Below are 17,508 nucleotides of genomic sequence, written 5' to 3'. Positions count from 1 at the left end.
TATCACAGGACGTGATGCCCTTAGCCTTCGTTCCCCTATCTGCTCGCTCCAGGGTCTCGGGCCAACACTATATTGGTCACGAAGGCTTTATCACAGGATGTGATGATTTTAGCCTTCGTTCCTCTATTGCTAATCCCCAAGGAGTCACCCAGCCGTAACGAAGATCAACTTATATGCATGGCGTACGTTTTAACAAAATGTCACCCCTAATTTCCGATGATGGACAAAAATCATTTGTATGGTATTTTACCAAAGCATGGTGTTGATTTCTGTTCCGACTGGGTGCTTTCCTGTGGACGTTGGGTCAACAAAATGTTTTATGTGCGAAAGCGAAGCGCCAGTGGCAATTGTTTTCTATGCTAATAAAAAACAATAAAAAAAGTCCCCTGCAAAAAGGATTTTTCCTAATTGCAGAGGACGATCATGACCGCGTTGCCACCTCATATTAGAGCATATTTGCTCTCTCTTATGTGCTCACCTTAGTTCGCCAGTTAAATTGACGTATCTTTTATCTAAGTCGAAGCACCCCCTATAACGTGGGGAATCCGTTCGCTATTATATCTATATAATTTGCGACTCTCATAAGTCCATTCACATAAGCTGCAAATCAGTTCGCACCATCCACTGACTCTCTAAATTGCACACTTATGCTACTACTCTTATTCAACAATTTCTCAGCTATTCTTATCTAATCTAAACTCAGCTCATCTGTTCTAAGGCTGGCCTCGCTCCCGAGACCAACTACCTTGTTCCGAACAAAAAAGTTAGCCTTATTCTATGCTAAACTACGATAATTGTCAATCAATTCTGAGAAAAAGAAAAATGTTCAGAATAAATTTTTTGCAAGTGCGAAAGAAGTCACTCTGTAACAGAAATAGCAATTGTTACGAGTATTTCAGCGAGTAACTCACATATATAACTGAAGAAGAGCAAACTGCAACCTTACACTACAATTAAACTTAAAAACAAAAAGAATCTTCAGCTTTCTGAAAGCCAGAAGATTCTTTTTTCATCAAAAAACAGGGAAAGAAATATTCCTTCCCTGCTCCATTTTAATGCTTATGTTAAACAGTAGGTTCGTCAGTACCCCATTGTTTTTTCTCTTTTTTGTGTATTTGACCATCTGATTTTTTCATTTCACGAACTTTAAGTGAATACCAGATTTGTGCAGCAATACAAATTGAAGAATACATACCTGTGATTAAACCAACTAATAACGCGATTGAGAAGTTTTGAATCGATGGTGCACCTAAAATAAGAAGTGACACTGTCACGATAATAACCGTTAACACTGTGTTAACAGATCGACCCATCGTTTGACGTAGTGATTTATTAACGATATCCGCTAACACTTCACGGTCATTAATCGTATCATATCGATCTAAGTTTTCACGCATACGGTCAAACGTAACGATCGTATCATTAATAGAATAACCGACAATTGTCAGTACAGCCGCAATAAACGTAATATCAACTTCTAAGCGCATAAAACTAAATACAGCAACAATTAAGAATACGTCATGTAGTAACGAAACAATTGCCCCAATACCCATGCGCCACTCAAAACGAACCGCTACATAGATAATGATACCGATAGCCGCAAGAGATAATGCTTTAATCGCATTTTTCACAAGCTCTTTACCAACGGTCGGAGATACTGTACTTACGCCAGGTTCATGACCATATTTTTCGCCTGCTTCTTTTTTGAATTTTATAATTTCTGCTTGCGTTAGGTCATGTTTATAACGGATAACCGCTCCGTTGCTCTTTTCACCTGTCAAAACGATATCTTCTGATGAGAAGCCAATACTATCTAGATATTTGGAAACTTCTTCTTTATTCAACGTTTGCTCCGCTTCAATTTGCACACGTGTACCACTAGAGAAATCAATACCAAGGTTTAAGCGGAAAATACCAAGAACCACTAAACCTGCTACTAAAATAGCTAATGAGAATGTATAGAATTTCTTACGGTTGTGTACAAAGTCAAAACGATCAAATTTCGTTGATAAATCTAATGTTCCGATATTTTCATCCAGGCTATGCTGTTTAGATTTTGCAATACCAAACCATGCTGGATTGTTGAAGTAGCCACTATTTACAAGTATTCCTTGTAATACACGAGAGCCCCAAACAGCTGTTAGGAAGCTTAGTAAAATACTAATAATTAATGTTGTGGCAAACCCTTTAACAGAGCTTGTACCCCATTGGAATAATACAGCAGCTGCTAATAATGTAGTTAGCTGTGCATCGACAATGGCTGATAAAGACTCCTTCGAGCCGATTTGGAATGCTTGTTTAACCGAATAACCGACACGTAATTCTTCACGAATACGTTCTGCGGCAAGAATATTTGCATCTACCGCCATCCCTATACCGAGCACGATAGCTGCGATACCTGGAAGCGTTAATACCGCATTAATCCAACTGAATACAACAAGTACTAGGAAAGTGAAAATAGCAAGTGTAATGATGGAAATAAAGCCAGGTAAACGATAGTAGAATAGCATAAATAAGAAAATTATTACTACGCCCACAATACCGGCGAATATTGTACTTTTCAGTGCTTGGTCACCAAATTGTGCACCAACTGAAGTAGAATAAATTTCATTAAGCTTAACAGGAAGTGCCCCAGCATCTAAAATACCCGCTAGATTTTTCGTTTCTTCAACTGTGAAGTTCCCGCTAATCATAACATCTGTTGTATCTAATCTTTGGCTAACTGTTGCAGCAGATGCATAGCGAGGCTTCGCTTTTTGTGATTCAGTTTTATATGAATCAACACCTTCTTCAAAGTCTAACCATACAACGAGTAAATTTTGGCCTGCTGGTTTAGCAGCAATTTTACTTGTGATATCAGCAAATTTTTCTGCATCCTTTAACGTTAGCGAAACTATAGGTCGATTTTGCTGGTCAAAGGAACCTTTAGCGCCACCTGGCTTTAAGTCATTACCATCCAGCAATAAATTGTCATCGACATCACGGAATGTTAAATTTGCAGAAGTAGACAATAGTTCACGTGCTGATTCTTGGTCTTCGACACCCGCTAATTGCACACGAATGCGGTTTTTGTCTTCAACCTGAATGCTCGGCTCACTTACCCCGATAGCATTTACACGCTCACCAAGAGCTGTTGCTGTTGCCGATACAACTTCCGGTGTAATTTCCTGTCCTTTTTTTAATTCTTTAACCTCATAAAGAACCTCAAACCCGCCTTGTAAGTCAAGGCCTAGCTTAATGTCCTTTAAGACGCCGCCTACAGTCGTACCGATGGTTGCTGCAAAAATAACCATTAGTAGTACGAATGCAACTATACGACTTTTAAGTTTCATTTATAAATCCTCCTCGAATTGGTGTAAGGCAATTCCTTACACTACAAACAAGTATAATAGCAAGTCCTTTTGAAGCGTTTATTCCTCCTTTTCCTTTAGAATAATGTTGCCTGTGCTTCAAAAAAGATTGCTCTACTTATTTCAATCGTTCATAACGCGCAAATTTATCCCTGTATTTAAATAGGCGTTTTGCATCCAAATTTGGAAAAGGCCTATTGGAAGGGTTTCGGTAAAAATACTTATACAAATAAAAAAAAGCGCAACACACTCATTATGAAACACGTTGCGCTTGGTGTCAATTCAACACTTTTAGTATTCTTTTATTATTTGACAAATTTCACACATTCTTCTTAAGTTTTAACCGGGCCAAGCAGCATTTTTAACTCTTCCGTATTCAATTCTGTAAACCAATCATTACTTTGTAAGAATTCTACTTGATTAAAGGATACGATATCGGACGGTGATACTGCAAAAATAGTGGCGATAATTTCATGTATGCGTAATTGTTCAATATTTTTTCTGCGCCATTTTTTCTCTACACAATAGCGCCATAGTTCTTCTGCTGTAATCGCATTGTATTGATAATATTTAAACTCTTCCATCTTACTATCAATTGCAGGACGGATTTTTTCAAATAGTTGCTCATGCTGCATACTCATTTTGAATCATCTCCAATCAAAGTCGTATCGTAAGACAAGTTTGCATACAAATAGTGTAAATGAATTTTTGTGGCTTGAGAAGGGACGGATGGCATGAGTTCTTTTGTACGGGGAACACTATTTTTAATGTTCGTGATTTTTTTATCGAAACTCTTTGGCTTCTTTTATAGAATGCAATTTATGCGGATCGCTGGTGAAGAGGCAGTTGGCATTTATATGACCGTCTATCCGGCGTTCATTTTCTTCATCTCACTCATTCAACTTGGACTACCTATTGCTGTGGCAAAAATTGTAGCAGAGTTATTAGCAAAAAACAAACGCGAAAGCATCTATGGTGTTATGCGTACGGCTATTTTTTGGTCATTTATTGGAATGATCGTCTTTATGCCAATCGTTGCACTAACTATACCTTATATATCGACTACACTTTTACATAATGAACATACAACATTTACTCTTTGGATTGCACTCTTTGCTGTACCAGTGTCAGTTGCCTCAGGATTATTACGAGCTTATTTACAAGGTATTGCGAAAATCACACCAACAGCTTGGGCTCAAATGATTGAACAAATTATCCGTATTAGCTTTATCACTTTGACGCTGCCTTATGTGGCTGCCTATAATAATGCTGCCGTTACAGCAGCCGCTGCTATGGGTATTACGCTACTAGCAGAAGTCGTTGCTTTCTTGTATTTGTGGATGCATTATATAGTCTCAAAGAAAAAATTATTGACACGAAAAAACAAAATCGAGGCTTATCCTTCCTCCCCAATGTTACGAATTGCCCTTCCTTCTGCAGGAAGCAAGCTATTCGGATCTTTTACTTGGTTTTTAGAGCCTATCATTTTTTTAAAAGCGTTAACTATGGCTGGTTTAACAGCCTCCGCTGCAACAATTTTATATGGGGTTATTTCGGGTGTACTAGTCCCCCTATTATTATTCCCTGCTTTTGTGTCTGCAGCACTTTCAATTGTTCTTATACCAGCTGTTAGTGATGCGGTTGCACGTCAGCATATACCGCTCCTACAGGAACGTATCTCTGTGTCATTGCGACTGTCTTCCTTAGTGGGCTGTGTTGCCGCTACGTACTTTTTCGTTCATGGAGACGAATTAGCTGTGAAGCTCTTTCACTTACAAGAAAATCGTGGTTATGTGAAAATATTAGCTCCTATTTTTTATTTTTATTATATACAAAGTCCATTGCACTCTATATTACAAGCAATTGGTGAAGCACGCGCAGCAATGATGAACTCCATTTACGGTGGTCTTGGTAAGCTCTTTGTCATGTTCGTACTTGCTTCTCAACCAGGTATACAAGAAAAAGGTGCCGTTGTGGCTATTGGCTTTGGCGTTTTACTAACTTCATTTTTGCATATTGCAACAGTAAGGCAACGTAAAAATTTACGTGCTGGTTTTAGAATGTTTGTTGTTCCATATGGCTGTTTTATTGCTGTTTGTGTTTCCCAGTATTTTCTGATGCAAATAATGCCACTACCATTTATTTTAAGTAGCTGTGTAACTTTGTTTTTACTATTTACATTCTTACTAGTTTCCAATCAATTACGTATAACTGATTTGCGCTACCTTCGTAAATTGGCCAAGAAAGTTTAAGATTCTTTCAGTTGAATATGCAGCCGATCTTCCTCCCAAACACAAAAAAATACAGTGTTACTATCCGTAATATTATTTTTAGCAAGCTCTGCCATTAACCAATCAGCATCTTTGTGCAATACCTTTAAATGCCTCTCCTGAATATCACCATCGATAATCAATGGGTAAACAAATGCCTTTTCATCTTTTTGGTAGACGGACAAATTGCCAGATGGCTCTAAATAAGCATACGCAATATCTGTCACGGAAGCATTTCCGTTTTCGCGTAATTGTTGACACAAATCATCTAAGTTATAGCGTTGCTTGCGCATTTCACTTTCTAAAATAACACCGTCTTTTATAAGCAATACTGGATCACCATCAACTAGGTCACGGAATTTTTTATTTTTAAGTGACAAATATGCAGTTGCTATTTGAATGAAAAACAACACGATGATTGGTAAAATTACATTAAATAAAGGACTTTCGAAATCATCAAGTGCAAACGCAGCCACCTCAGCCATTAAAATGGATACAACTAAATCGATTACAGATAATTCGCCGACTTCACGTTTACCCATTAAACGAAAAATTATTAGGATAAACACATATAAAAAGCAGGTTCTAAAAACAATCATTAAATATTCTTCCATATCGTCACCCCCATACTATTCAAGGTGACCTTACTTATCTTTTTTTATACAGGATGATGATATATCTTACTTTGATTTCCCAACACTTATCGTCTCCTAAAATTTTTCTTTTTTCGCATGTTAACTTATAAGAAAATCGTATTTTCAATTAAGACAAAACCTAAAAAACGCATGATTAACATTAAAAAACAACAACTCATTAATTAGGAAATGACACCATTTAACTTTCGTTAATCAAAAGAATAAACCTTCGTTGTTTGTGTACAATAAAAGGAGTTATAATTCCTGCTTTTCAAGTGGAAAAAAACTAAATTTTCTCGGACTGATAACAGGACGTTTCACAATGCTCACCCAATAAGTTTAAATGGCCCTTCTTATACGTTCGTATTTAGTAAATGATCCACCCTTATCCGATTTAACAAACAAGAAAACAAGGTGAGAAAATGAAAAGGATAGTAATTTTTTTAGTTATTGTTGCTTATAGTATATCGCTCATTAAACCTTACCCTATTTATGGATATGAAAATGAGAGGATTCCTGTTCTAATGTACCACCATTTAGATAAACACATAAATAATAATACAGTCATTTCCCCAGAGAATTTTGAAAAACAAATTAAAACGCTTAAAGAAAATGGGTACAACTCAATTACAGCCCAAGAATTATATGATTACTTGAACGGTAAAACAGAATTACCTAATAATCCTGTGTTAATAACTTTTGACGATGGTTATTTAAGTAACTACGAAAAAGCGTATCCAATTTTAAAAAAATACAAAATGCATGCAGAAATCTTTGTTATCACTAGTCACATCCTAGAAAAAAACGGAAAGAATGCATATTCGAACGAAATTCCCAAAATGGATTGGGATCAATTAAATGAAATGAAGGATTATATAACCATTCAAAGCCATACTTGGAATTCACATTATAAATTACAGTCATTCAGTGGCGGAGTGAAAGGTGCCATATATGGTCGTAGTTACATTAATGGAAAACTAGAAAAACAAGAAGAATACGAAGAAAGGGTTAAAAAAGATTTTATTCTTTCTAGGAAAATTATTAAAGAAAAATTAGGATATGAACCAATTGCCCTTAGTTATCCCTACGGAACTAATTCTGAAGATGCAATGAAATTGGCGAAAGATACTGGATTTAAAATGGCCTTTGTTATTAAAAATAAAGGTGTCACTATGGGCGATAATGTATTTGCTTTAAGCAGAATAACGGTTAATGGCAATGACACTGGAGCAGAATTAATTAAGAAATTAAAAAATGGTGGCACTTAGCTAAAATAAAAAAAGAACATCGATTATGCCCCGGCGTTACGTCCTGAATCGGCTTTGCGCTTAGGTCTGGATGAGAGTTGATACAATGTTTCGGTAATGCTATAAGACGTGACGGAGACATCTGTATTTGTCGCTTTACTATCGCTACAAAAACTTTTACTGAAAGAAGTTAAAAAAAGACTTACAACTAATGTAAGTCTTTTTCTCATTATTATTTTAATTGGTCGCCATTTACAACTCGTCCAATTGCTTGACGGTCAAATTTAACGCGCACATTGTCTGCAATTTTTAATGTCACAGCTGTGTCCTCAATTGAGTCAATCTCGCCATGTAAGCCACCGATTGTAATAACTTTATCTCCACGTTGCAAACCACTCTGCATATTTTGTGTTTCCTGCTGTCTCTTTTTAGCAGGGCGGATTAAAATAAACCACATTGCAACGAACATGATTACAATCATGATTAAGCCAGAATATTGTTCCATCATTCTTGCCCCCTTTCCAATTCTACTTTAGTATAGACTATTCCACCATAAAAAAGCGATGGACAAGCCCAAAATTTTTCTATATTACTAATATTTTTTCTACGATAGGCATTTTTTTGCTAAAAACATTCTCAATTCACACAAATTTACATGCTCATTTTACTAAATATTAGAAGTTCTTTGCGTTTGGCCCATTAAAGCCGTATTTCTCGAAAAATTCTTCTCGGAAATCACCAAGACGGTCTTCTCGGATTGCCTCACGTACTTGTTCCATTAGTTTCAATAGGAAGTGTAAGTTATGGTAAGTTGTTAAACGAATACCAAACGTTTCTTCCGTACGAATTAGATGACGAATATAAGCGCGTGAATAGTTTTTACATGTATAGCAATCGCAGTTTGGATCAATTGGTCCGAAGTCACGTGCATATTTTGCATTTTTAACAACTAAACGGCCTTCAGATGTCATTAATGTGCCGTTACGGGCAATACGTGTTGGTAATACGCAGTCAAACATATCAATACCTCGAATAGCACCATCAATTAATGAGTCAGGTGAACCAACACCCATTAAATAACGTGGTTTATTTGCTGGCATTAATGGTGTTGTAAACTCTAATACTCGGTTCATAATGTCCTTAGGTTCACCAACTGAAAGCCCTCCAATTGCATAACCAGGGAAATCAAGCTCTACCAATGCTTCTGCAGAACGACGACGTAAATCCTCGAATTCTCCCCCTTGAATAATACCGAATAGACCTTGGTCTTCTGGACGTTTATGTGCCTCTTTACAACGTTTAGCCCAACGTGTAGTACGGTCTACTGATTGCAGCATATAGTCATATGTCGCAGGGAAAGGTGGACATTCATCAAAAGCCATCATAATATCCGAACCTAAATCATTTTGAATTTCCATCGCCTTTTCAGGACTTAAAAACAATTTGTCCCCATTTAAATGATTGCGGAAATGAACCCCTTCTTCTTCGATTTTACGGAATTGACTTAGTGAGAACACTTGGAAACCACCTGAATCTGTTAAAATCGGGCGATCCCAGTTCATAAATTTATGCAAGCCCCCTGCTTCCTTAACAATATCATTACCAGGTCGTAGCCATAAATGATACGTATTTGACAGAATAATGCCTGCATTCATTTCCTTTAATTCCTCAGGTGACATTGTTTTAACAGTTGCTTGTGTCCCAACAGGCATAAATGCTGGCGTTTCGAAAGAGCCATGCGGTGTATGCACGATACCAAGGCGTGCTCCAGTTTGTTTACAAGTATGAAGTAGCTCATAACGAATTGCTGGTTGTGTCATATTATAAAAATTCCTCTCTTATCTAAAGTAAAAACAGTACTCCGATTTTTTTCTTTATTCGCCTTTTGGACGAATAAACATAGCATCTCCAAAGCTAAAGAAACGATATTTTTCTTCTACAGCTTGGTGATATGCACTTAAAATTGTTTCTTTTGTTGCAAGCGTACTAACAAGCATTACAAGGGTAGACTTTGGTAAATGGAAGTTTGTAATTAAACCATCCACAACCGTAAATTCATATCCCGGATAAATGAAAATAGACGTCCAACCTTGTTCTGCTCGTACTTCGCCTCCATATTTTGAGCCGATCGTTTCTAAAGTACGTGTAGAGGTTGTACCAACTGCAATCACTTTACCACCATTTCTCTTAACTCGGTTAATGATAGATGCGGTTTCTTCCGTTACACTATAAAATTCAGAATGCATTTCGTGATTTTCAATTGAATCTACACTTACAGGACGGAAAGTTCCAAGTCCCACATGTAAAGTGATAAAAACAACTTCGACCCCTTTTGCTTTCACCTGCTCTAGTAATTCTTCAGTAAAATGCAGGCCTGCAGTTGGTGCTGCTGCTGACCCTCGCTCTTTTGCATAAACAGTTTGGTAGCGATCCTTGTCCTCTAACTTTTCGCGAATATATGGAGGTAGTGGCATCTCACCAAGTTGCTCTAAAATTTCATAAAAAATGCCGTTATATTTAAACTCAAATGTACGTCCACCATGATCAAGCTCTCCTGTACAAGTAGCTGTCAGTAAGCCATCTCCAAATGTTACAACTGTGCCAACTTTTACACGCTTAGCTGGTTTGACAAGTGTTTCCCATTCATCCGTACCCGCCATTTGCTTTAATAGCAGTACTTCTATATGGGCACCTGTTTCCTCTTTAACGCCCATTAAACGTGCTGGTAGGACTCTTGTATCATTTAACACAAGACAGTCTCCAGTTTGTAGCTCATCTAAAATATGAGCAAAATGGTGATGCTCTACATTTGTTGAGCCTGGTGTCACTACCATTAATCGACTAGCTGTACGGTCCAAAAGTGGGGTTTGTGCAATAAGCTCTTCTGGCAATTCAAAATCAAAATCTTCTACACGCATGAAAATACTTCCTTCTTCTAGGTTTGTTGGGGATATTCATATCCAAAATGTTCGTAGGCTAAATGTGTTGCCACACGTCCACGCGGCGTCCGTTGTATAAAGCCGATTTGCATCAAATATGGCTCGTACACATCCTCAATCGTAACGCGTTCTTCACCAATAGATGCTGCCAACGTATCCAAGCCTACTGGGCCACCTCGGAAGCGCTCAATCATATTGGTCACAAGTTTATGGTCAATATGGTCAAGCCCTCTAGGATCAACTTGTAATAGCTCAAGCGCTTGCTTAGCAAGTCCCTCCGTTATCATACCATCTCCAAGGACCTGTGCATAATCTCTTACTCGTTTTAGCAGACGGTTAGCAATACGAGGTGTACCACGTGAGCGCGTTGCCATTTCAAGTGCTGCTATTTGTTCAATATCAACATCAAATAAATGCGCACTACGTACAACAATTTCTGCAAGTGAAGTATTATCATAATACTCCAATCTTAATAATACGCCAAAGCGATCCCTTAAAGGTGCTGATAAAGCACCTGCTCTTGTTGTTGCACCCACAAGTGTAAATGGCGGTAAATCAAGTCGTACAGAGCGAGCTTCAGGGCCTTTACCAACGACAATATCTAGACAAAAATCCTCCATTGCAGGATAAAGCACCTCTTCAATTGCACGAGGCAGGCGATGTATTTCATCAATAAATAGCACATCTCCTGGCTCCAGTGAGCTTAAAATAGCTGCTAAATCGCCAGGACGTTCGATAGCAGGGCCACTAGTCATGCGCACATTGACATTCATTTCATTAGCAATGACAGCAGCTAATGTAGTTTTCCCAAGTCCGGGTGGTCCATATAACAGCACATGATCTAAACTTTCCTGACGAAGCTTTGCCGCTTCAATGAAAATTTGTAAATTCTCCTTTACCTTATGTTGACCAATATATTGTGCTAATCTTTGTGGGCGTAAAGATAATTCAAAATGTTCATCATAGCTACCTGCCTCACTAGCCATCATACGTTCAGACATGTACTTTCCCCCCTTTCACTATTTTAACTTTAATAGCAATTGTAAAGCTTGTTTCATAAATGCATCTGTTGTTTCAAGCTTGTCGTTATCTTCGAGCTGTGGACGTATTTTTTCTAGTTCTTTTTCAGAATAACCTAGCGCCATTAAGGCAAGAATAGCTTCTTCAAGCTCATGTTTATATGGATTCACACCAAATAACGGTAGCTCATCTTCTGTACTTGGTAGTTCAATAGTATCTAACAATCCGCCAAGTTTACCTTTTAAATCTAGAATCATTTGACGTGCTGTTTTCTTACCTACACCAGGAAACTTTACTAAAAACGATTCATCCTCTCGTTCAATGGCACTGATCACCTGTTGTGGATTCCCAGTAGCTAAAATAGCAAGCGCACCCTTTGGTCCAATCCCTGATACTAAAATAAGTTTACGAAACAGCTCTCGTTGGTCTAAATTTGGAAAGCCATATAACACTTGTGCGTCCTCACGTACATGTAAATGTACATATATTTGTTGTTCCAGTGCTGATGTCCTGAACGCAAATGGATTAGGTGTATTCAGCTGCCAGCCTATCCCTTGTTGTTCAAGGACGATATACTCAGGAGTTATACGCTTTATTTGTCCGTTTAAATAATCATACATTCTATAATCCCTCACAATCATTGTCTTCGATTATAGCATATTGCGAACGAATGCTCGACTATAACAAATGCGCTAAAGCGCTCGTTTACATCCGCCAAGCGCTGGTGAGCCCGAAGCAAAAGTAGATCCACTTTTGCCCGAGGGATCGAAGCAATCTCAAGGAGGTAGCGCTTTAGTCTAGACGAAAACTATGCTCTAGTTTTATACACAGTTAAGAATCTATAATTTCCTTACCATTTAGAAATAGCACAAGTAGTCGTTCACAGACAAAAATGACCGCCGAAAGACGGTCATTTCTTTATCATTTTATCAATATCGTACCACAGTTTTGGCCAATATGTGAGAGCTCGTTTTGTAAACGGCACTAAATAATCTAAAAATACCAGCTGCTGATCTAATGGTAAATCTACTGCAAAAAGCCATTCACGTAATAGCTCATTTGGATATTTTAAACGATGTAGCTTTTGTTTATCTAATCGTTTCATCTCTGGTAGCTCTGCAAATATTTTACCAAGGTCATAATTTACAGCTGGCAGTACACGATGCAACCATAAAATATATTCATCATCCGCTTCTCCAAGGTGAGCCAGATCAAAATCGATTAAACGTAATTCGCCATCTGAGCACCATAAAAAATTATGATGTACGACATCTCCATGTAAAAGCGTTATTTCTTTTTCAGATACATCTTCCTGCGCGATTAGCTGTAATGATTTCTCACTATAATGTAAAATTTGATCGATTTCTACTTTTGTTAAAAATGGACGAAACTCTTTCCGTTTGCTTTTAAAACGCATAAAACGCATTTGCCATTTTAAAAGCTGTGAATAGGTGTGCAAGCCTGGCACACGTTGCCAAGCAATTTTTTTATGTGTATCATGTAACATATTTAATAACTTCAGTGATTCCTTCCGATCTTTTTTACGAGCAAAATTAGCACCATGACTTCCCTCTTGCCAATCTTGCACGATTAAAAACTCATCATCACTTTTCATTAAAGGCAAAATCAACGAGGGTTCTAGATATCCAAGCTGTCGATGAATAGCCCTTACCTTTTCTGCTATTTCTATCTGCTTTGCCCGTTTTACAAAATAATTATTAGATTGATATTTATACTTCCAAATATTCGGCTTTACTTCTTCAATGATATACGCTTTTTCACCATCGATAAGGCGTCATCCCGCCTGGGAAAAAGTGCGGTGACATCCATGGTCCTACTGACGAATACGGCATTGGGCAATGTGATGGACATGGCGGTGGGCATGGTGGCGGACATGGTGGCGGACATGGTGGTTGACAGAAACATGGGTCCATGTGCCAATTTGGCATCATGGCTGGCTGAGCATGACAACCACAAGGCTGTTCCATTTCCGGCATAGCTTCAAATTCTGGTTTCATAGGGAAGAATGGAGATGTACTAGATTCTAAGAAATCCCCTACCCCAGCAACTTTTTCGCATCCCATTTTACATGATGGTTGCTCTGGCATTGTATACGCCTCAACTTGCGGCTCCATTGGCATTGGCATCGGCATTGGCCAATACATATGATGATGCACCGGCTGATGACAGCTTGCACAATGTGGTACTGCTGGCATTTGTGGCATGATAAAAATCGGTTGCGGCATTGGCATTGGTGCTGGCGTCGGTTGGGCTACAGGTTGTGGTGGTGGTTGAATTTGAATTGGTGATACAGTTTGCTCTACACTTGGCATGACAACTTGTTGATTCCAGCTAAGCTCAACTGGCACTTGAGGCATCGGCATTGGCATTGGGTAAGGAATTGGAATCATCTGTGGTTCTGGCATTGGTGGTGGTGGTGCAATAATTGGTGGTGGCATTGGTCGCTGTACTTCTTTTTCTTTAAAGTGCTTTGTAGGTGACTCCTTATGCATATGTTCCTTATGCCCCTCTTTATGTGATTCCCTATGTCCGTCTCTATGTCCCCCGTCTCTATGGCCCCCCTCTCTATGGCCATCTCTATGCATTCCACGATCTGTTTCTCGATGATGTTCTCTATGTGGTTCTTTGTTTATTTTTTCAGGTAGGATAATTTCCATGCCCGGTACTATATAGTCTGGGTTAGCGAGATGGGCATTAAGCCGCTTTAAATCTTCAAATGAAACTCCGTACTCTTTCGCAATCTTCCACAACGTGTCTCCCTTTTGGACAATATGAATACGCAATTTTTTCCTCCCTTCCTCTCTCCGTATCATATGTTCAATGTTCCATTTGGATACAAAAAATTCACCCATGTAAGAAAGGCTTCATGGTACACTAGGTTTTAAGGAAAACTGCTTCCTTTATTACAAGCAGAGGTGATCTCAAATGAAAAAAATGTTAGGCGAAGAACGCCGACTGCAACTTCTTGCACAACTTAAAAACAGCACAGCGCCTATCACAGGGACGGACCTAGCTAAATTCGCTAATGTTTCTAGACAGGTCATTGTCAATGATATGACATTATTAAAGGCTAGGAATGAGCCTATTATTGCTACTAGCCAAGGATATCTTTATATGCATCAGGAACAAATACAGCAGACCGTTGAACGGACGATTCCTTGCTTCCATACTGCAGAGAATGCAGAAGATGAACTAATAACAATAGTTGATTGCGGTGGGACAGTAAAAAATGTTATTGTTGAACATCCTATTTATGGAGAAATTACTGCATCCATTATGGTCTCTAACCGTCATGAGGTAATAAAATTTATTCAACGTGTCAACGAAACACAAGCAAGTTATTTATCCGAACTAACAGGTGGTACACATCTTCATGTTATTTCCGCACCTTCTGTTGAAATTTTAGATTTAATTGAGCTTACTTTACAAAAAAAGGGCTATTTAGTTGTCGATCAATAAGTCAACAAATTCTCCTTCCATAAGGTATAAAATCAAATAATTGATTTAAAGCTGCTAGCCTTCACAGAGACTAGCAGCTTTCTGTTTTGAATTTTATTACGCGATCTATAAGGGTTTTTTGAAGCTTATTTCATTTGTTCCATATTCATGTGGAGCACAATATTGCAGTTTCTAATAAAAAGAGGCTAGGACAAAAGGTTTTAAGCAACTAGAAAAGCCGAACTATTATTTAAAATGCTAACACAGCATTCTATAATAGTTCGGCTTTGGCTCTTTTAAACTATATGTTAATGAAATTAAGATATTAAATAAAGTATGACTCTTCTGCAAAACAAGGGGTTGATTTCCGTTCCAACTGAGCGCTTTGTTGTTGCTGCCGCTTCGCTTTCGCACAGAGCAAAACTTCCTGGGGGCGTCCGATGAGCCGCTTCACTCGCAAGGCTCGCTGCAGGGTCTCATCTGTTACGCTAATCCCCAAGGAGTCGCTCAGTCTCCACTCCAATCAACCATTTCACATAGCATGTATATTCTAGCATGTCATAAAACAACCTCTGCAATGTTTTTTATGAGAAACGTAGCGACAGCAAATGCTTTTATATACGAAACTGTTAAAAGCCTATTGATTATGTTAAGATACCATAGCATTCATTTTTGAAATATACTAAATTTATAAAACTTATATGCTATCGCTGAATAGAGTAGAAAGCTCCACGACGCCCACCAACAGAAAAGCGAGTAGCTTGGAACAGAAATCACCCTCATTAAAGTTTCACAACCGTCACAAAGATTTTCTAGACCATTTTGTTTTCCAACACTAAACATACTAACATTAGTAGTACAAACCAAGGCCATGGTTTGTGCTACTATTTTTTTATAGTAGAAGTGAAGAAAAGCCGACCAGCCTCTGGGATCATATAGAATCCGTATCATAAACTGGCTAACTTCGCACCCTTATATGAATCAGTTTAGTATGTTGGGTCCAAGAGATCGTGTATAAGAAAATGGAATCGATAAGGTCATGTGAAGACTTCTATAATTGGCTATAAAGGAGGACATTTATATGAAACATGTCATCGCATTTGATGTCAGTAAAGGGAAAAGTACCATCGTCATTTATAATGAATATAGACAATGTGAATTTGAGGGGGAATTACATCACACGCGCTTCGATTTTGATCAGCTTCATCAACGTATTGAGAAAATGACAGATCTTGATGGACAACCTCCTGAAATCGTATTTGAAGCTACAGGGGTCTATTCCAAACCTGTAGAAGAGTTTCTACGTGATCACGGCTACACATACTACCGTATGAACCCGCTTGAAGCAAACCTACAAATGGCTTCGATGCGGCGTCATAAAACCGACAGTAGTGATGCGCACGAATTAGCGAAAACGCACTTTAAAGTAGAACGTGAAACGACATACGTACAGGATACATATTATGAACAGATGCGTGCGATTACACGTTATTATGATGAGTTGATAAAGAAATCATTCTTTTACGTAGTCGGATGCATGCAATTTTACATGTATCATTTCCGGAATTAGAAAAGCTCATCACACCAAGTTCAGCGTTGTTTTTAAATTTCGTGCAGCTATATCCACATCCAGCGCTTTTATTGGCGCATTCAAAAACAATCATTAAAAACCGTTTAAAAAGTAATACTCGTAAGAAGCTATCATTAGAACGTGCGGAGAAAAAAGCAATTGTATTATTAGAAGCTGCAGAAAACTCGTATCCGTCCATTAAACCAACAGATATTCGTTGTATTCAAGTACGCGATTATGCACGACGTATTGCGGATTTAATGGAAACGAAAGACAAGCTTGTCAAGCAGATGGTGACAATGTCTGAGGATAAAAAGGAATATAAAGTGTTACTCTCTATTCCAGGCATTGGAGACACAACTGCTTGCCGATTGATTGGTGAGTTAGGCGATATTCGTCGTTTTCAAAATGCCAAACAAATAAATGCCTATGCGGGTATTGATATTATGCGCTATCAATCTGGCAATACACAATATCGTGATCGTATAAATAAGCGTGGGAATAAGAAGCTACGGAAGATTTTGTATTTTATGGTTTGTACAATGTTAATGGCAAAAGGAAAAGGAGAAGAAAATCACTTTGTGGACTACTATTACAAATTAAAAACGCAACCTCAGAAAAAGCATCATGAGGTCGCGATTGTGGCGTGTATGAATAAGTTCTTGAAAGTTGCATTTCACCTTATTACACACGGCATATTGTACGATTATGAGTCCGCACTACCAGCTCTAAAATCGTAACCAAGTTTATATTTACTATAACACACCGACCTTTCGAAAAAAAGAAAATCGTAAGGTCTTTTAGTCGTACGAAAATTTAGTTGTAGTTGGGAGGGGTACCCCTCCCAACTACAACTAAATCAAAAAACAAAAGAAATTAAAGAATTACACTTGACTGGAGGTAAGAAGAGTGGCTGGGACATAACTAATTTGTACTTTATGAAAAACGTAGCAATGAATATAAACAGAAAACCCGAATAATTACGAAACACAGGCTGAGCGTTTCGTGATATAGTTCG

The 17,508-nt window shown here is 38.1% G+C and carries 13 protein-coding genes, 1 pseudogene and 1 other annotated feature; of the genes and pseudogenes, 4 read left to right on the top strand and 10 right to left on the bottom strand.

Annotated features, from left to right (window positions below; all coding sequences use genetic code 11):
* Window positions 1-410: 410 nt before the first annotated feature.
* Window positions 411-676, bottom strand: a binding site (T-box leader).
* Window positions 677-1,064: 388 nt separating this feature from the next.
* Together secDF and ABE34_RS23680 are read right to left on the bottom strand one after the other, a co-directional pair.
* Complete coding sequence (secDF, locus tag ABE34_RS23685; protein WP_197144848.1) at window positions 1,065-3,332, bottom strand: protein translocase subunit SecDF; 2,268 nt, start codon at window positions 3,330-3,332, stop codon at window positions 1,065-1,067.
* Between the two features lie 350 nt (window positions 3,333-3,682).
* Complete coding sequence (locus ABE34_RS23680; RefSeq protein WP_079563591.1) at window positions 3,683-3,991, bottom strand: post-transcriptional regulator; 309 nt, start codon at window positions 3,989-3,991, stop codon at window positions 3,683-3,685.
* Window positions 3,992-4,084: 93 nt separating this feature from the next.
* Between ABE34_RS23680 and ABE34_RS23675 the strand changes: the two genes are divergently transcribed.
* Window positions 4,085-5,602, top strand: a complete 1,518-nt coding sequence (locus tag ABE34_RS23675) for a putative polysaccharide biosynthesis protein (protein ID WP_197144847.1) — start codon at window positions 4,085-4,087, stop codon at window positions 5,600-5,602.
* Here ABE34_RS23675 and ABE34_RS23670 read toward each other — a convergent pair.
* Window positions 5,599-6,234: a DUF421 domain-containing protein gene (locus ABE34_RS23670; protein ID WP_079563589.1), complete on the bottom strand. Its 636-nt coding sequence runs from the start codon at window positions 6,232-6,234 to the stop codon at window positions 5,599-5,601. The two genes, ABE34_RS23675 and ABE34_RS23670, sit on opposite strands and share 4 nt — an antisense overlap.
* Before the next feature lie 443 nt (window positions 6,235-6,677).
* On the opposite strand from ABE34_RS23670, the gene ABE34_RS23665 reads away from it, so the two are divergent.
* Entirely contained in the window at window positions 6,678-7,523 is an 846-nt protein-coding gene (locus ABE34_RS23665; protein WP_197144846.1) for a polysaccharide deacetylase family protein, read from the top strand.
* Between the two features lie 211 nt (window positions 7,524-7,734).
* Here the strand turns inward: ABE34_RS23665 and yajC are convergent, their stop codons facing one another.
* The 7 genes from yajC to ABE34_RS23630 form a co-directional block, all read right to left on the bottom strand.
* Window positions 7,735-8,007, bottom strand: a complete 273-nt coding sequence (gene yajC, locus ABE34_RS23660) for a preprotein translocase subunit YajC (RefSeq protein ID WP_197144876.1) — start codon at window positions 8,005-8,007, stop codon at window positions 7,735-7,737.
* A 169-nt stretch (window positions 8,008-8,176) separates the two neighbouring features.
* Window positions 8,177-9,322, bottom strand: coding sequence for a tRNA guanosine(34) transglycosylase Tgt (gene tgt / locus ABE34_RS23655; protein ID WP_079563586.1), 1,146 nt, complete (start codon window positions 9,320-9,322; stop codon window positions 8,177-8,179).
* A gap of 54 nt (window positions 9,323-9,376) precedes the next feature.
* On the bottom strand, window positions 9,377-10,420 hold the full coding sequence (queA, locus tag ABE34_RS23650; protein ID WP_197144845.1) for a tRNA preQ1(34) S-adenosylmethionine ribosyltransferase-isomerase QueA: 1,044 nt from the start codon (window positions 10,418-10,420) through the stop codon (window positions 9,377-9,379).
* Window positions 10,421-10,437: 17 nt separating this feature from the next.
* Window positions 10,438-11,442: a Holliday junction branch migration DNA helicase RuvB gene (ruvB, locus tag ABE34_RS23645; RefSeq protein WP_197144844.1), complete on the bottom strand. Its 1,005-nt coding sequence runs from the start codon at window positions 11,440-11,442 to the stop codon at window positions 10,438-10,440.
* A gap of 18 nt (window positions 11,443-11,460) precedes the next feature.
* Window positions 11,461-12,081, bottom strand: a complete 621-nt coding sequence (gene ruvA / locus ABE34_RS23640) for a Holliday junction branch migration protein RuvA (RefSeq protein WP_079563583.1) — start codon at window positions 12,079-12,081, stop codon at window positions 11,461-11,463.
* Window positions 12,082-12,371: 290 nt separating this feature from the next.
* Window positions 12,372-13,205, bottom strand: coding sequence for a phosphotransferase (locus ABE34_RS23635; RefSeq protein ID WP_197144875.1), 834 nt, complete (start codon window positions 13,203-13,205; stop codon window positions 12,372-12,374).
* Window positions 13,206-13,239: 34 nt separating this feature from the next.
* On the bottom strand, window positions 13,240-14,265 hold the full coding sequence (locus tag ABE34_RS23630; protein WP_197144843.1) for a LysM peptidoglycan-binding domain-containing protein: 1,026 nt from the start codon (window positions 14,263-14,265) through the stop codon (window positions 13,240-13,242).
* Window positions 14,266-14,407: 142 nt separating this feature from the next.
* Between ABE34_RS23630 and ABE34_RS23625 the strand changes: the two genes are divergently transcribed.
* Together ABE34_RS23625 and ABE34_RS23620 are read left to right on the top strand one after the other, a co-directional pair.
* Entirely contained in the window at window positions 14,408-14,941 is a 534-nt protein-coding gene (locus tag ABE34_RS23625; RefSeq protein ID WP_197144842.1) for a transcription repressor NadR, read from the top strand.
* A 1,060-nt stretch (window positions 14,942-16,001) separates the two neighbouring features.
* A pseudogene (locus tag ABE34_RS23620) lies at window positions 16,002-17,230 on the top strand (IS110 family transposase).
* Window positions 17,231-17,508 lie beyond the last annotated feature (278 nt).

This window comes from Lysinibacillus sphaericus (assembly GCF_015844675.1).
Lineage (GTDB): Bacteria > Bacillota > Bacilli > Bacillales_A > Planococcaceae > Lysinibacillus > Lysinibacillus sphaericus_E.
The sequence above is the reverse complement of the archived record's forward strand: the minus strand, read 5'-3'. Positions and strand labels throughout refer to the sequence as shown.

Excerpts from the sequence above, each read along its gene's own strand:
- secDF (WP_197144848.1), bottom strand. The coding sequence starts at position 3,332 with ATGAAACTTAAAAGTCGTATAGTTGCATTCGTACTACTAATGGTTATT.
- ABE34_RS23680 (WP_079563591.1), bottom strand. The coding sequence starts at position 3,991 with ATGAGTATGCAGCATGAGCAACTATTTGAAAAAATCCGTCCTGCAATT.
- ABE34_RS23675 (WP_197144847.1), top strand. The coding sequence starts at position 4,085 with ATGAGTTCTTTTGTACGGGGAACACTATTTTTAATGTTCGTGATTTTT.
- ABE34_RS23670 (WP_079563589.1), bottom strand. The coding sequence starts at position 6,234 with ATGGAAGAATATTTAATGATTGTTTTTAGAACCTGCTTTTTATATGTG.
- ABE34_RS23665 (WP_197144846.1), top strand. The coding sequence starts at position 6,678 with ATGAAAAGGATAGTAATTTTTTTAGTTATTGTTGCTTATAGTATATCG.
- yajC (WP_197144876.1), bottom strand. The coding sequence starts at position 8,007 with ATGGAACAATATTCTGGCTTAATCATGATTGTAATCATGTTCGTTGCA.
- tgt (WP_079563586.1), bottom strand. The coding sequence starts at position 9,322 with ATGACACAACCAGCAATTCGTTATGAGCTACTTCATACTTGTAAACAA.
- queA (WP_197144845.1), bottom strand. The coding sequence starts at position 10,420 with ATGCGTGTAGAAGATTTTGATTTTGAATTGCCAGAAGAGCTTATTGCA.
- ruvB (WP_197144844.1), bottom strand. The coding sequence starts at position 11,442 with ATGTCTGAACGTATGATGGCTAGTGAGGCAGGTAGCTATGATGAACAT.
- ruvA (WP_079563583.1), bottom strand. The coding sequence starts at position 12,081 with ATGTATGATTATTTAAACGGACAAATAAAGCGTATAACTCCTGAGTAT.
- ABE34_RS23625 (WP_197144842.1), top strand. The coding sequence starts at position 14,408 with ATGAAAAAAATGTTAGGCGAAGAACGCCGACTGCAACTTCTTGCACAA.